The sequence below is a fragment of the Vibrio sp. 2130-1 genome (assembly GCF_033339515.1).
Genome location: NZ_JAWOUT010000006.1, coordinates 161512 through 175385 on the forward strand (window position 1 = coordinate 161512; position 13874 = coordinate 175385).

At 42.8% G+C, this 13874-nt stretch carries 18 protein-coding genes; 14 read left to right on the top strand and 4 right to left on the bottom strand.

The genetic code is table 11. The features are described 5' to 3' along the window. The first annotated feature begins 10 nt into the window (after window positions 1-10). The 5 genes from rpmG to R7Q09_RS11035 all read left to right on the top strand — a co-directional run bounded on the left by rpmG (window position 11) and on the right by R7Q09_RS11035 (window position 3336). On the top strand, window positions 11-181 hold the full coding sequence (gene rpmG / locus R7Q09_RS11015) for a 50S ribosomal protein L33 (protein WP_004410866.1): 171 nt from the start codon (window positions 11-13) through the stop codon (window positions 179-181). Window positions 182-456: 275 nt separating this feature from the next. Next, entirely contained in the window at window positions 457-933 is a 477-nt protein-coding gene (locus tag R7Q09_RS11020) for a hypothetical protein (protein WP_031777180.1), read from the top strand. A gap of 102 nt (window positions 934-1035) precedes the next feature. After that, entirely contained in the window at window positions 1036-1845 is an 810-nt protein-coding gene (gene mutM, locus R7Q09_RS11025) for a bifunctional DNA-formamidopyrimidine glycosylase/DNA-(apurinic or apyrimidinic site) lyase (protein WP_150916115.1), read from the top strand. An 86-nt stretch (window positions 1846-1931) separates the two neighbouring features. After that, a complete protein-coding gene (gene coaD / locus R7Q09_RS11030) occupies window positions 1932-2414 on the top strand; it encodes a pantetheine-phosphate adenylyltransferase (protein ID WP_017820709.1) in 483 nt (160 codons plus the stop codon). Beyond that, window positions 2401-3336, top strand: coding sequence for a glycosyl transferase family 90 (locus R7Q09_RS11035; protein ID WP_017820710.1), 936 nt, complete (start codon window positions 2401-2403; stop codon window positions 3334-3336). The genes coaD and R7Q09_RS11035 overlap by 14 nt, the downstream gene beginning before the upstream one ends. Before the next feature lie 30 nt (window positions 3337-3366). On the opposite strand, the gene R7Q09_RS11040 is transcribed toward R7Q09_RS11035, so the two are convergent. The 3 genes from R7Q09_RS11040 to R7Q09_RS11050 are packed head-to-tail and all read right to left on the bottom strand — an operon-like array spanning window position 3367 to window position 6010. Next, window positions 3367-4155, bottom strand: a complete 789-nt coding sequence (locus R7Q09_RS11040; protein WP_137281652.1) for a glycosyltransferase family 2 protein — start codon at window positions 4153-4155, stop codon at window positions 3367-3369. Beyond that, entirely contained in the window at window positions 4152-4919 is a 768-nt protein-coding gene (locus R7Q09_RS11045) for a glycosyltransferase family 2 protein (protein WP_318070453.1), read from the bottom strand. The genes R7Q09_RS11040 and R7Q09_RS11045 overlap by 4 nt, the downstream gene beginning before the upstream one ends. Before the next feature lie 35 nt (window positions 4920-4954). After that, entirely contained in the window at window positions 4955-6010 is a 1056-nt protein-coding gene (locus R7Q09_RS11050; RefSeq protein ID WP_005384789.1) for a glycosyltransferase family 9 protein, read from the bottom strand. 107 nt (window positions 6011-6117) lie between these two features. Here R7Q09_RS11050 and R7Q09_RS11055 point away from each other — a divergent pair, with 107 nt between their 5' ends. From R7Q09_RS11055 to R7Q09_RS11095, 9 genes are all read left to right on the top strand, one after another. Further along, entirely contained in the window at window positions 6118-6525 is a 408-nt protein-coding gene (locus R7Q09_RS11055) for a diacylglycerol kinase (RefSeq protein ID WP_005395798.1), read from the top strand. Between the two features lie 11 nt (window positions 6526-6536). Then, window positions 6537-7247, top strand: a complete 711-nt coding sequence (locus R7Q09_RS11060) for a 3-deoxy-D-manno-octulosonic acid kinase (RefSeq protein WP_005379425.1) — start codon at window positions 6537-6539, stop codon at window positions 7245-7247. Between the two features lie 144 nt (window positions 7248-7391). Continuing rightward, window positions 7392-8456: a dTDP-glucose 4,6-dehydratase gene (gene rfbB, locus R7Q09_RS11065; RefSeq protein WP_213872026.1), complete on the top strand. Its 1065-nt coding sequence runs from the start codon at window positions 7392-7394 to the stop codon at window positions 8454-8456. Beyond that, window positions 8456-9322 (top strand): glucose-1-phosphate thymidylyltransferase RfbA, encoded by an 867-nt coding sequence (rfbA, locus tag R7Q09_RS11070; RefSeq protein ID WP_025520720.1) that lies wholly within the window; start codon window positions 8456-8458, stop codon window positions 9320-9322. Before rfbB ends, rfbA begins: the two co-directional genes overlap by 1 nt. Then, window positions 9323-9736 carry a sugar 3,4-ketoisomerase gene (locus R7Q09_RS11075; RefSeq protein ID WP_005489486.1) on the top strand — a complete coding sequence of 138 codons (414 nt, stop codon included), beginning with the start codon at window positions 9323-9325 and terminating at the stop codon, window positions 9734-9736. Beyond that, entirely contained in the window at window positions 9723-10244 is a 522-nt protein-coding gene (locus R7Q09_RS11080) for a GNAT family N-acetyltransferase (RefSeq protein ID WP_262636627.1), read from the top strand. Before R7Q09_RS11075 ends, R7Q09_RS11080 begins: the two co-directional genes overlap by 14 nt. Further along, window positions 10244-11353 carry a DegT/DnrJ/EryC1/StrS family aminotransferase gene (locus R7Q09_RS11085; protein ID WP_262636628.1) on the top strand — a complete coding sequence of 370 codons (1110 nt, stop codon included), beginning with the start codon at window positions 10244-10246 and terminating at the stop codon, window positions 11351-11353. Before R7Q09_RS11080 ends, R7Q09_RS11085 begins: the two co-directional genes overlap by 1 nt. Further along, window positions 11353-12285 (top strand): glycosyltransferase family 2 protein, encoded by a 933-nt coding sequence (locus R7Q09_RS11090; protein WP_017820715.1) that lies wholly within the window; start codon window positions 11353-11355, stop codon window positions 12283-12285. The genes R7Q09_RS11085 and R7Q09_RS11090 overlap by 1 nt, the downstream gene beginning before the upstream one ends. Then, on the top strand, window positions 12282-13145 hold the full coding sequence (locus R7Q09_RS11095) for a hypothetical protein (RefSeq protein ID WP_017820716.1): 864 nt from the start codon (window positions 12282-12284) through the stop codon (window positions 13143-13145). Before R7Q09_RS11090 ends, R7Q09_RS11095 begins: the two co-directional genes overlap by 4 nt. A gap of 48 nt (window positions 13146-13193) precedes the next feature. Here the strand turns inward: R7Q09_RS11095 and R7Q09_RS11100 are convergent, their stop codons facing one another. Continuing rightward, complete coding sequence (locus R7Q09_RS11100) at window positions 13194-13874, bottom strand: cytidylyltransferase domain-containing protein (RefSeq protein ID WP_318070454.1); 681 nt, start codon at window positions 13872-13874, stop codon at window positions 13194-13196.

A 13874-nucleotide genomic window follows, 5' to 3' on the forward strand; every position in this document is an offset into this window, starting at 1 on the left:
GAAATAAGCAATGGCAAAGAAAGGCGTTCGTGAGAAAATCCGTCTAGTATCTTCTGCAGGTACAGGCCACTTCTACACAACTGATAAGAACAAGCGTAACATGCCAGGCAAATTTGAGATCAAAAAGTTTGATCCAGTAGTTCGCCAGCACGTTATGTACAAAGAAGCAAAAATCAAATAATTGGTTTCAGTCTCTTTGATGAATTGAAAAACCCAACTTTCGAGTTGGGTTTTTTTATTACCTGAATAAAAGTGCTGAAGAAAAGGTTCAGTACGTCATCGGATTATAAAGTACTGCTGAAGTTATTTTACTGGTCCGACTCTATACTCGAATTTTTGATTGATCGCTCTCTGCCGCTTAGTTACCACTTCCCTACACACTTGCACACCGTTGTTCTAGTCAAGCTCAATACTCTTTGGTAATTTACTCATAACTATAAGAGAGTAGAGATGGTTATGCGTGTGAGTCCGGCTCGTCGCCGCCGATGGAACAATATTCTTATTCTGGGCATTATCGCGTTTATAGTGATCTTAAATGCGCCGATGTGGATCAAAACTTACCTATTAACAGACCAAGCAGACCCTTACCCAAATGTACTTCGCTCCGACTATACGGTGGAGTCTTTGTACTATAGTGGCTGGGAGTTTGAACTGCATGATGGACGATGGCAATCCAACATCAAAGTTGATGCACCGATCAGTGAACTTGTATCACGCTGGCAATCATTGGAAGGGACCGAGCTCACCTCAGAACAGTACGATCATTTAAAACCTAACCTGACGGTACCTGAAACGGTAGAAGTTTGGTATCAGGATCTCGAAGAGCCGCAGCGGGTGACTTTCTTTCGTTTACCTGATTTTTGGCTATTTAAAACCTGGCAAGACAAATGGGTCGCTATCTCCGTCGATGAAAACTACCTTATGCCAGAGTAGAGCCTTTTTGCGCCTATACCCCTAATAAGCTTCCCTATTTATCGTTTTTCTTTTCGATTATGCTAGCAGCGAGAACTATTAGCCGGTGAATTGGAGAATCTAATGCCTGAGTTGCCAGAAGTTGAAGTCAGTCGTATGGGAATTAGCCCCCACATGGTTGGACAAACGATCCAGTCGTTTACTTTTCGAACGCCTAAATTGCGCTGGGATATTCCTATAGAGCTTAAAAAATTGGAAGGGCAGGTGATCCGTGCGATTAGCCGTCGCGCGAAATACTTACTGATCGAGACAAACACAGGTACAGCCATTGTTCACTTGGGCATGTCGGGGTCTTTACGTGTCCTAGATGCCGACTTTCCGCCAGCAAAGCACGATCATGTGGATCTCAAACTAAGCAGTGGAAAAATACTGCGTTATAACGATCCGCGTCGTTTTGGGGCATGGCTGTGGTGTGCTCCTGGCGAGTCACATGCTGTACTAGCAAACATGGGGCCTGAGCCTTTAACTGAAGAGTTCAATGCGGAATATGTAGCGGAGAAAGCTAAAAATAAGCGTGTCGCCGTCAAGCAGTTCATCATGGACAACAAAGTCGTGGTTGGTGTCGGGAACATCTACGCGAATGAGTCGTTGTTTAAATCTCGAATTCACCCTTCAAGGCCTGCAGGTAAGCTAACTTCTCAAGAGTGGGGGTTACTTGTTGAAAATATCAAAATGACACTTGAGATTGCCATTACGCAAGGTGGGACTACGCTGAAAGACTTTGCGCAAGCCGATGGAAAGCCGGGTTACTTTGCACAAGAGTTATTAGTTTACGGAAAAGCCGGAGAGCCATGCCCAGAATGCGGCGAACGACTTCAAGAGCTAAAAATAGGGCAGCGTAATACCTTCTTTTGTGGTGAGTGTCAGAAGTAAGACGAGCTAATATCGAGCTTAAGTTGTTGTAATCTTGCGTTCGAGCCTCAATAATTCAATCAGTTTCGAATAACTTAGTAAATTATATGAAAGTCATTTATCCGGGCACTTTTGATCCAGTGACTAATGGTCACCTCAATCTAATAGAACGTACTCACGAAATGTTTGATGAGGTTGTGATTGGCGTAGCCGCAAGCCCATCGAAGAACACTATGTTTTCATTGGAAGAGCGCGTTGCACTGATGCAGGACGTTGTAGCGCATTTACCTGGTGTGACGGTAAAGGGGTTCTCCGGGTTATTAGTGGATTTCGCGAGAAATGAGAAAGCTAAGGTTCTTATTCGTGGTTTACGAACAACGGTAGACTTTGAATACGAGTTTGGACTGACCAACATGTACCGAAAGCTATTACCAGGAATCGAGAGCGTATTTTTAACTCCTGAAGAAGAGTTTGCGTTTTTATCGTCGACTATCGTGAGAGAAGTAGCGATTCATGGCGGAAGTATCGAACAATTCGTTCCCAAGCCAGTAGCCATCGCGATTGGGGAAAAACTGAATGAAAGACAGTAAGTTCCCTTATTATTTCTCAAACGCTCTCTCGATACTTATCCCTCGCTTTGTATATCGAGCACAAGCCAAGCGTTTACTTTCGAATCTGACCGAGGCAGAGCTGCAACGCTGTCTTGAGCGGGTGAACTATTACAATAAGTGTGAAACGCCGTTTTCAGTCGATAGCCGAGAACAAAGTTACTCGACCATCGATACATTCAAAAAAACGAAAGGCTGGACGTATTTTTTCGATCTTCGCCAAGTTGTACGCTATTTCCCTTCCAGTTTTGCGTTTAACTACATCAACGGCGATGTTACACACATCCCCAATGTACCGAGCTTTATAAAAAGCCGCCCTATTTTTGGTAACAACCAAAATTCAGTGGTGTTGAAACTTAATCAAGTTCGTCATTTTAAATTTATTGATGATCCTGTTCGCTATCAAGATAAAAAGGACATGGTAGCGTGGCGTGGCGTGGGTTTTCAGCCGCATCGTAAAAAGGTGATTCATGCGTTTTATAACCATCCGCAATGCAATATTGGCCAGACCCGCCCGGTAGAAGGGAAACCATGGGAAAAGGGCTTTATGAGTATTGAAGAGCAACTGCAGTATAAGTTTTTGCTCTGTATAGAAGGCAATGATGTGGCCACCAACCTTAAGTGGGCTATGTCGTCTAACTCCTTGGTTATTATGTCAAAGCCAAAATATGAGACTTGGTTTATGGAAGGTAAGTTAGAGGCAGGCGTCCACTATGTTGAAGTGAAGGATGACTATTCGGATTTGCCCGAAAAGATGGATTATTACCTAGCGAATGAGCAAGAAGCATTAGCGATCATTGAAAATGCGCACCAGTGGGTTGAGCAGTTCAAAGATAAACGTAAAGAGCGTTTGATCTCATTGATGGTTGCCGATAAGTACTTCGCTTTATCTCAGCAACAATAAAAAAGGGGCGAAGCGCCCCTTTTAATAATCTTAAGCTTCTAGAAATTGATCAACACCATTCTTACAGCGTTTAAGCTTGTTTTTAATGGTGTTCTCTAAAATCTCGTCATTTTGTCCGAGTGACGCACGAGAGTTTTCTACGTGGTACAAGTGGTAGCCTACACCTGCGAATTTTAGGTAAAGACGTGACTTACCCGCATTCAACATGCGATGAACAAACTCGCTGTCTTCGCGTCCCCATCCAACAAAATCTTGGTTGAAGCCATTCACCTCGATGACATCTTGTCGCCAAAACGCCATGTTGCAGCCGCGAGTGGCTTTATCGTTATTACGCTCGTAAGAGAACCATTTCGATAGCAAGGCGTTGGTGATGCAGTTTTTACGATTGCGAATGCCTTTGCTGAAAATGGAAGGCACTAAGCCGTTTTCCATGATGGCCTTGCTGCAGCTTTCATCCGTTAACACACGTCCACCCTGCACAAACCAATTTGGTTTTGCGACTTGCTTATGTGATTCAATAAACGTTTGGGACAGCACCATGTCGCCATCAATCATGATGAGGTAGTCACCTGATGCTTTGGCGATCGCACGGTTGCGGCTCATTGAAAGCTGAAAGCCATTATCCTCGTGCCAACTATGAATCAGTGGAACCGGAAAACCTTCACGCATTTGGTCAACCATTGCTTTGGTGTCTTCTCGAGAGCCATCATCTGCAACAATTACTTCGTCAGGCAAAACGGTTTGACGTTTCACGCTTTCTAACACCGCTTTTAATGCTTCTTTCCAGTTGTAAGTGGTGATAATTAAAGTCGTTTTCATGATTTTCTTGCCTGTTCACGTAAGTAGAGATCGATGTATTTTACAAAAGTAGAGTGCATGCTTAGCCAAGCTAGAATGAAGCCATGTTTGCCATCAAGGAAACCTCGTTTGAGCACATACATCTTCAAAAAGCTCGCAAGAGCGTGAACGATAGCGGTCGTTAACCCCGCTTTCTTTTTACCTTCACGTTCATCTGTCCAGGCCTTGAGGTAGCTAGTGGTTTTATTGATGTAATGATGCAGGTGCTCGTAAGTGTAGTGATGCAGTCGACCATCCAGTTTTTCAGTTTGATAGTTTTTCTCATCAACTTTTTCATGAACGAGCGAATCATTATATTGTGTATATTCGGTGCGATATAAGCGCACAATCCAGTCTGGAGACCAACCAGAATGGTAGATGAACTTACCAAATGCTGAGCTTAGTCGATTAAGTTTGTATAAAACGTTCGGCTTATTGGCTGATACCGCGTGTAAGATACTTTCTTTTAGCTCTGGAGTGACTTGTTCGTCCGCATCAAGCCACAAAACGTAGTCTGCCGTAACGTATTGCTGCGCCAGTTGGCGCTGTTTACCGAATCCTGGCCAATCTAGATTGGTGTAAAACTTATCTGTGTATTGTCGGGCGATTTCTTCAGTGCGATCAGTGCTGCCCGAGTCTAGAAGGACAATCTCATCGACCCAATCTTTTACTGTGTCTAGACAAGCTTGTAAGTGCTTCTCTTCATTTTTTACAATTAAGGCAACGGCTAAGGTTGGTTTGGACAAGGTCATTTCCTTCTTAACAAATCAAGACAGTAAGTTTACTGGTATTGAGGATACAAATCTTCTAAGACTTGATCGAACATGCTCATTACTTGAGTGCTGGTAATGCGGTTCATTGCCGTTTCATCTTTAGCGCGAGTTCGCCAGCTTAACTCGTGACTGTTTTTACCTGTTTCCGCAAAGATCGTTTCTTCATACACTGAGACAACGTATTTTAGATAACGGTAAGGTCCCACTCGCAGCGGATTATGGTGTGCATAGAGCCCGATGATTGGTGTTTTCATTGCATTCGCCATGTGTGCTGGTCCGGTATCGGGGGCGATGACCATTTCAACCTTATCTATTAACGCAAGCATTTGCAGAATTGAACTTTGTCCAACTAAATTTAGACACGGTTCTTCCAAGCGAGATTGAATGGCCTCTGCCAGATCCAATTCTACCTGAGCAGGGCTGCCTGCCAGAATCACGTTCCAGCCTTTTGCTCTGGCGTGATGAATCACATCCACATAACCTTCCGCGTTCCAGTTTTTATAAGCTTTGCTCGCACCAGGCACAATCAGCAGGTTAGGTTTACTACGAGAAATATGAGACTCTGCCCAAGCTTGGTCGTGGTCTGAATAAGAAAGTACCCAGTCTAGTCCTGCCTTTGGTACCCCAATTTGATGGGCAAAGGCCATTAAGCCATCTGCGACATGCAGAGATTGCGGGGAAGGCACTTTGACATTGGTAAATAGTGTTTGAAAGTCCTGGCTTCTATCAGAAGAGAAACCAAGTTTGTATTTTGCTTTAATGCCCAACGTTGCGACACTCGCTCGAATCGCGTACTGCATATGCAATAGCGCATCAAACTCTCTGCCTTTCAGCTGTCGCCAAAGTGATTTGTAGCCATCAAGTCCCGCTTTTTTATCAAAAACAATCACTTCTACACCATCGATGGCGGCTAATAACTGGGCTTCAAGTTTACCCGTTATCCAAGTAATCTGGGTCGAAGGCCAGTGTTTCTGAATAGCTTGAATTGTGGCGATAGTATTGCAAACGTCTCCGATAGCGGACAAACGCAAGACGCATAGTGACGATGGGGCAGAAGTGAACATAATTATTGTCTGATTCGATGAATAGAGGCAGGTAAATTATGCAGACATCCCCAATAAATGTAAAATACACGGCTCGAATATAGCTAAGTACTGATAAGTGTTCTGCAATGTCAAAGACAACACCACATCAATCACAAGAATCTGGCAAGCCGGGTAATACCGGACTAAAGCGCATCGTTAAAGCGACGGGTTATTCGATCCAAGGATTAAAAGCGGCTTTTAAGCATGAAGCTGCCATTCGACAAGAGTTGGCTCTGTTGAGTATCGCCGTGATTTTGGCTTGGCTAGTGGATGTCGGCATGGTTGAGCGTATCTTAATGATCGGGGTCGTGGTATTAGTCTTGATTGTAGAGCTTGTAAACTCAGCGATTGAGGCAGTGGTTGATCGTATCGGTATTGAACGGCATGAACTCAGTGGTCGAGCTAAAGATATAGGCTCTGCTGCCGTTATGGTTGCTTTGGCGTTTGCTGCATTTACTTGGTTGTATATATTAGCCAGCCGGTATTTAGGCTAGAGGGTGAGCGTATGACTCAACAGTATAAAAACAACAACCAAGTGATCTGGTTTGATGACGAGATCATTACAGACCCTAGCCAACCGATATTTGATGCGGAATACTGGCAGTCCTCCGACAAGGTGGTTGGCAGTGCGACGGGGCGAGGCACGACATGGTTTATCCAACTAGAGAACATGCAAGCGGCACTACGTCATTACCGTCGTGGCGGTTTGTTTGGGAAGTTAGTTAACGATCATTATTGGTTCTCTGGCTGGGATAACACCCGTTGTGCGCAAGAGTTTCAGCTTTTGTTGGCGCTAATTGAGGCTGGGGTGCACGTTCCTCGTCCTATTGCAGCAAGAGCCGTAAAGTCAGGACTCTTCTATCAAGCTGATTTATTAAGTGAGCGAATCCCAAACGCCAGAGATCTGGTTAGTATCTTGCAAGAACAGTCTTTATCGGTAGAAATGTATCAGAAAATAGGGCAAGAAATTGCCAAGATGCATCAGGTTGGCGTTAACCATACTGATTTGAATATCCACAATATCTTGATCGACGACAAAGATAAGGTATGGATTATCGATTTTGATAAGTGTCGTTTTGAAACTTCTGGTGACTGGAAGCATCAAAATCTAAATAGACTTCTGCGTTCATTTAATAAAGAGCGTTTAAAGCGACAGATTATTTGGCAAGAATCCGATTTTGAACATTTTCAGGACGGTTATGCTTCTCAATCTTAATTGGGTTTTTTATCATTTTATGTTGATTGCTCTAAGTAAGCCTTCTTGAGTCTAACGATGCTCGAGTGAGTCTATAAACTACAATAATCATAAAGTATTCATGTGTATCTGATGGCACAAAAATTAACGTAGGTAACATTTGTAATGAAAATATTAGTAACCGGTGGAGCAGGCTTTATTGGGTCAGCTGTTGTCCGACATATCATTCGTGACACCCAAGATACCGTCATCAATTTAGATAAACTGACCTACGCAGGGAATCTAGAATCACTGGTTGATGTCTCAGAGAGTGAACGTTACTACTTTGAGCAAGTAGATATCTGTGACCGAGCTGAACTAGATCGCGTGTTTTCAGAGCATCAACCCGATAGGGTGATGCATTTGGCCGCCGAGTCTCATGTCGATCGCTCTATTGATGGTCCTGCTGCTTTTATTGAGACCAACGTGATGGGCACTTACCATTTGCTTGAAGCGGCTCGTCAATATTGGTCGGGCTTAAATGAAGCGCGCCAATCGGCATTCCGTTTTCATCATATTTCTACGGATGAAGTGTATGGTGATTTAGAGGGAACGGATGATTTGTTCACCGAAACCACTTCATACGCGCCGAGCAGCCCATATTCTGCATCTAAAGCTTCGAGCGATCACCTGGTTCGCGCTTGGCAACGTACTTATGGCTTACCAACACTTATCACTAATTGCTCGAACAACTATGGCCCGTACCACTTCCCAGAGAAGTTGATCCCTCTGATGATTTTAAATGCCCTCGATGGCAAGCCGTTGCCTGTGTATGGTGATGGTATGCAGATCCGAGATTGGCTGTTTGTGGAAGACCATGCTCGCGCGCTGTACAAAGTGGTCAACGAAGGTGAAGTCGGTGAAACCTACAACATTGGTGGCCATAACGAAAAAGCCAACATCGAAGTGGTGAAAACCATTTGTGCTTTGCTTGAAGAGCTGCAACCAAACAAACCTGCAGGTGTTGAGTCTTATGAATCTTTGATCACGTATGTGAAAGATCGCCCAGGTCATGATGTGCGTTACGCAATTGATGCCACCAAGATTGCTCAAGAGCTTGGCTGGACGCCAGAAGAAACGTTTGAAAGCGGTATTCGCAAAACCGTGGAATGGTACCTCAATAATCCGCAATGGTGGCAACGCGTACTTGATGGTTCATACAGTTTAGAGCGATTAGGAGCGGGCGAATAATGAAAGGCATTATTTTAGCAGGTGGCTCGGGCACTCGCCTTTACCCTATTACACGCGGTGTCTCTAAGCAGTTACTGCCGGTTTATGACAAACCAATGATTTACTACCCGTTGTCGGTACTCATGCTAGCTGGTATTCGTGAAATCTTGATCATCACCACGCCAGAAGACCAGGAAGGATTTCAGCGCCTATTGGGTGATGGCTCAGAGTTTGGCATTGAGTTGCAATACGCGATTCAACCAAGCCCAGACGGCTTAGCTCAAGCGTTCATCATTGGCGAAGAATTCATTGGCGATGATTCAGTATGTTTAGTGCTGGGTGACAACATCTTTTATGGACAAGGGTTCACTCCGAAGTTGCAGCAAGCTGCTGCTTTGACGGAAGGTGCGACGGTCTTTGGCTATAAAGTGAAAGATCCTGAGCGCTTTGGTGTGGTGGAATTTGATGAAGAGATGAGAGCGCTATCGATTGAAGAGAAGCCATTCAAGCCAAAATCCAATTACGCCGTTACCGGACTGTATTTCTACGATAACCGCGTCGTGGACATTGCCAAAACTATTCAACCGTCTCATCGTGGCGAGTTAGAAATTACGAGTATTAACCAAGCTTACTTAGAGCAAGGGAAATTGACGGTTGACGTGCTAGGGCGCGGCTTTGCGTGGTTAGACACGGGGACACATGGCAGCTTGCTTGAAGCTGCTCACTTTGTCGAAACGATCGAGAAACGACAAGGTTATAAAGTGGCTTGCTTAGAAGAGATTGCTTATCGCCGAGGGTGGTTAACACGAGATCATATTCAAGCTGCAGGAAAAGCCTTATCTAAAAACGATTATGGCCGCTATCTTCTAGAGTTATTGGAAGAATAAATGTCAAATATACCGCTAATATCTTTTCAGAAAATGGGTGATGAGCGAGGTTCACTAATCTCGTTAGAGCAACACAAAAACATTCCGTTTGATATCAAACGTATTTACTACATTTTTGATACACAAAGCGGTTTAGCTAGGGGCTTTCATGCACACTACGACTTAGAGCAAGTCGCTATCTGTATGAAAGGTAGCGTGACTTTCGTCATTGATGATGGCACCACGAAAGAGAAAGTGACGCTTTCATCTCCCGATGTAGGACTGCATATCAAAGGCTTAAAATGGCGTGAGATGCACGACTTTTCTGAAGATTGTGTGCTAATGGTTGTCGCTAGTGAATTGTATGATGAAGCCGATTACATACGCGATTATGCTGAATTTTTGAATGTGGTAAACAAACATGCTGAAAAGTAAGACAATACAATTTCGCCTTGTTCAAGAAGATGATGCAGAGTTTATAACTCAGCTTCGAGGTGATGAAAAATACAATACACACTTGTCCAAATGCGATACGAGTGTTGAAGCACAAAGATTATGGATAAGAGCGTATAAAGAGGACGAGCAACAAAAGAAGCAGTTTTACTTCATTATAGAGAGGCTAGATGGAACCAAATGCGGAACAGTTAGACTTTACGACTTTAAAGGTGTTTCTTTTTGTTGGGGAAGTTGGATCCTGAATCATGAAAAAACACGTTACGCTGCCCTCGAAAGTGCTCTTTTAGTTTATCAATTTGGCTTTGATGTGTTGGGTTTTAAAAAATGCCACTTCGATGTTCGCAAAGATAACCATGCGGTAAACAAATTCCATGAAAAGTTCGGTGCTCGACTCGTTGGCGATACAGACTTGGATTATCTTTATGAAATATACCCGTCAGATATTGAGCCAATGAAATTGAAGTGTGAAAAAATCCTAGGTAGATAATGAACGTTAATTTTTTAGAGCTAAAGCGCTTAAATGCCGAGTACGAAGACGAATTGAAACAAGCCTGTGCACGCGTGATTGAATCTGGCTGGTATATCCTTGGCAAGGAAACGGAACAGTTTGAACAAGCATTTGCTGACTACTGTGGTGTTAAACACTGTATAGGCGTTGCGAATGGCTTAGATGCTTTAACACTGACGTTAAAGGCTTGGCGAGAGCTAGGAAAAATCAACAAAGGTGATGAAGTTATCGTACCGGGTAATACCTATATCGCATCGGTATTGGCGGTCACCGAAGCGGACTTGGTTCCGGTGTTTGTGGAGCCGGATGAGCAGACGCACAATATCAGTCCTGAAGCGATTGAAGCGGCGATTACAGAAAAGACGAAAGTCATTTTGCCGGTGCACCTGTACGGCCAGTTGGCCGATATGCCAGCGATTATGGCGTTGGCAACAAAACACAATCTTCTCGTGTTGGAAGACAGCGCCCAGTCTCATGGTGCGACACTTGATGGTAAGAAGTCTGGAGCATGGGGTGACGCCTCAGGCTTTAGCTTCTATCCGGGTAAAAACCTAGGTGCATTGGGTGATGGTGGCGCTATTACGACCAACGATGAAGAGCTTGCCGAAACCTTGCGTGCCCTTCGAAACTACGGTTCACATGTTAAATACCAGAATCTTTATCAAGGATTGAACAGTCGTTTGGATGAAATTCAGTCGGCGATGTTGTCAGTGAAACTGAACTACCTTCCAGCGCAGACGAAAGCGCGTCAGGAGCTGGCGGCATTTTACTTACGCGAAATCAACAACCCGAATATTATCTTGCCGGAAGTGACAGAGCCTGAGGCACATGTATGGCATTTGTTTGTGGTGCGAACTTCACACCGAGGTGCATTGGTTAAGCATTTATCAGAGCATGGTATTCAAACACAAGTACATTACCCGATAGCGCCGCATAAACAGCAGGCTTATAAAGAGTTTGGTCATCTGTCATTAGCGTTGACTGAGCAGTTACAAAATGAGGTGCTGTCATTGCCAATGTCGTCCTACTTGAGTGAAGACGAGAGTCAAGAAGTAGTCGATGCAATCAACTCTTTTAAGGTTGAGTAATGACACAAGAGCATGTGCAAGTATTAGAAGACGTGGTTTATGTCTTCTTTTGTTATAAACAATCTCGTTATCTTGAGAAAACATTGCCAGCGGCATTGAACCAGACCGTGTGGCCAAGCCAATTATTGATCTTGGATGACTGTTCACCTGATGATAGTCATAAAATAATTCTATCGCTTTTAGAGTTTGCGCCTAAAGGATTAAATATTGAATATCGCCACAATAAGCAAAATGTTGGTTTAGTTAGCCAAATCAACTCCTTGCGGGGGCAATACCAAAATAAGCTTATTATTGTACAAGCTGGCGATGATATAGCGATGCCGAGCCGAGTTGAGGAAACTTATGAAGCCTGGTTGAAAAATGGCAAACCAAGCTTAATTATTGGTGGTTACGACAAAATTTCTGAGCAAGGCGATGTTATTGAGTCATTCGAATCGATTAAGCAAAATAAAAAGCCGTACACACTCGAAAATATTATTAATAGAAAGTGTGCAGTAGATGGTTGTTGCGCCGCTTTTACCTCTGATGTACTGAACGAGTTTGCTCCTTACAACAAAGACATCATCAATGAAGATCGCATCAATGTCCTTCGAGCCTTTTTGTTAAATGGTATTCATCATGAAAACAAAAAATGGATCCAATATCGATTGGGTGGCATATCAACGTTCGCAAAAGAAACACGTGAAGAAAGGTATGACAACACAGTAATTAATGCTCAGCGTGAACTGCAAGATCTTAAAATGAACTTGCGAGATGCAGAGAGTAAAAACGCCACTAAAGTTGTGAGTGCGATTAAAAAGCGTATGTGTACCGCTGAGTTTATGGCATCACTTTCACAATCAAAGTCTGCTTTGTACAGCGAAGCGATTTGTTATTTTGTTAAAACGCTGGATTATCGAACGGTTTTAAAAGTTTTGCGTAGGTTAAGATGAATAAAATTAAAAATATAAAGCAATCGATAAGTATGAAGAGGCATTTTTCTTCAACTTTCCGTTCATTCAAAAAGCGAAGCGATAAAAGCACTGATTCACCTAAAGACTTTTATCGTACACATGAGAAATGTACGGTTTTAGGTAATGGACCATCCTTAAAGTCAGATATTAATAGTATTGGTACAGATAGTGATGTGATTGCTGTTAATCATTTCTCAGAGTCTGAGCATTTTACGGCGTTGAAACCTAATAAATATATTTTAATTGATAGCTATTTCTGGGATGAAACCACCCATAGCTCTCTGGTGGAAAAAAGAGATAAATTGTTTAAAGATCTAAATGAACTTGTGTCTTGGGAAATGCAATTGATTATTCCTGACTTTGCTGACAGAGAGTTCATTCAAGGCAATATCAAAAACAGCAACATAGCGATAAAAGTGCTGCGAGCAATTCCTAGTAATGTAACTAATATTAAATATGGCCCAATGGCACTATCTTCTGGTATCGTCGCACCTCCAGCTGTCAATGTGCTTATCTTTGCTGTGTATGTAGCAATTCTATGTGAATATGATTCAGTGGAAATATTTGGAGCGGATATGAGCTTCCATAATGATGTCCATGTTGATCAAGAGAGCAACCAGCTTTATATGGTCTACAAGCATTTCTATGGAAAAGAAGAGAAGTTGCCGCTCCTAGAAAATCCTCAAAAGGTCAAACCTTTTAATATGACGGACTTGATGCGATTAACTTTCTTGACGTTTTATGCACATCAACTGTTAAATAAATGGGCCGATCTCAAAGGGGTAAAAATCGTGAATAGGTCTAGTTTCTCTATGATCGATGCTTATCCTAGACGATGAAATGACAGGTAAATAGACGCTACAATTGTAATGTCTATTTACCGATGATCATTTATTTTTCTGTAACCACATAGATTCAGCGAAAGTAAAGTCCTCTGGCCAATCTATATCAATTGAGCTCTCTGCATCCTGTATGTACATCGAAGGCTTTAGTCCAATTCGATCATTTAGCTTTTTGTAGTTTTCTACACTATTTAAAAAGACTGAGCTATCGATTTCATAAAGAGGTTCAATTGTCTGAGTTCTAGGCCATTTTTCTATATTACGATCGTAGCTAATTGGCTTATCTTTATTCCAAATAAACCCACGTAGTTCTTTGACCGTCATTAATGAATCATAACCTTCCGTGAGTGCTTGATTATACTGTTTGATAATAGCGCTATAACCTGACTCGTCTAAGAATGGTGAGGTTACATGAGTCCAAAGTACGTGACCCGTAGTAATAAGCGAAGGAACATATCTAATAAGATCATCAGTGCTTGTTGAACTTGCCCCTAGGTGCTCTGGGCGTTCATCTATTCGTATGCGAGAATCTTTATATGTTGAAGCAAAATCCAGTACAAAGTCATCGTTTGAAGATACGACTATCGAATCTAGGTCAGTTATATTGATTAACTGATCCAGTTTGATTTTTAATAACCCACCTTTTACACCTGCAAAGTCTTTGGTATTTTTGTTTGGGATACGTTCACTGCCTTTCCGGCATGGTAGAAAAACATGGACACTCAT

Bases quoted from the DNA above. Each gene is read 5' to 3' on its own strand.
- R7Q09_RS11090 (WP_017820715.1), top strand. From the start codon at position 11,353: ATGACACAAGAGCATGTGCAAGTATTAGAAGACGTGGTTTATGTCTTC.
- R7Q09_RS11055 (WP_005395798.1), top strand. From the start codon at position 6,118: ATGTCAAAGACAACACCACATCAATCACAAGAATCTGGCAAGCCGGGT.
- R7Q09_RS11050 (WP_005384789.1), bottom strand. From the start codon at position 6,010: ATGTTCACTTCTGCCCCATCGTCACTATGCGTCTTGCGTTTGTCCGCT.
- R7Q09_RS11100 (WP_318070454.1), bottom strand. From the start codon at position 13,874: ATGAGTGTCCATGTTTTTCTACCATGCCGGAAAGGCAGTGAACGTATC.
- rfbB (WP_213872026.1), top strand. From the start codon at position 7,392: ATGAAAATATTAGTAACCGGTGGAGCAGGCTTTATTGGGTCAGCTGTT.
- mutM (WP_150916115.1), top strand. From the start codon at position 1,036: ATGCCTGAGTTGCCAGAAGTTGAAGTCAGTCGTATGGGAATTAGCCCC.
- R7Q09_RS11075 (WP_005489486.1), top strand. From the start codon at position 9,323: ATGTCAAATATACCGCTAATATCTTTTCAGAAAATGGGTGATGAGCGA.
- R7Q09_RS11080 (WP_262636627.1), top strand. From the start codon at position 9,723: ATGCTGAAAAGTAAGACAATACAATTTCGCCTTGTTCAAGAAGATGAT.
- R7Q09_RS11040 (WP_137281652.1), bottom strand. From the start codon at position 4,155: ATGAAAACGACTTTAATTATCACCACTTACAACTGGAAAGAAGCATTA.
- R7Q09_RS11035 (WP_017820710.1), top strand. From the start codon at position 2,401: ATGAAAGACAGTAAGTTCCCTTATTATTTCTCAAACGCTCTCTCGATA.
- R7Q09_RS11060 (WP_005379425.1), top strand. From the start codon at position 6,537: ATGACTCAACAGTATAAAAACAACAACCAAGTGATCTGGTTTGATGAC.
- R7Q09_RS11020 (WP_031777180.1), top strand. From the start codon at position 457: ATGCGTGTGAGTCCGGCTCGTCGCCGCCGATGGAACAATATTCTTATT.
- rfbA (WP_025520720.1), top strand. From the start codon at position 8,456: ATGAAAGGCATTATTTTAGCAGGTGGCTCGGGCACTCGCCTTTACCCT.
- coaD (WP_017820709.1), top strand. From the start codon at position 1,932: ATGAAAGTCATTTATCCGGGCACTTTTGATCCAGTGACTAATGGTCAC.
- R7Q09_RS11095 (WP_017820716.1), top strand. From the start codon at position 12,282: ATGAATAAAATTAAAAATATAAAGCAATCGATAAGTATGAAGAGGCAT.
- R7Q09_RS11085 (WP_262636628.1), top strand. From the start codon at position 10,244: ATGAACGTTAATTTTTTAGAGCTAAAGCGCTTAAATGCCGAGTACGAA.
- rpmG (WP_004410866.1), top strand. From the start codon at position 11: ATGGCAAAGAAAGGCGTTCGTGAGAAAATCCGTCTAGTATCTTCTGCA.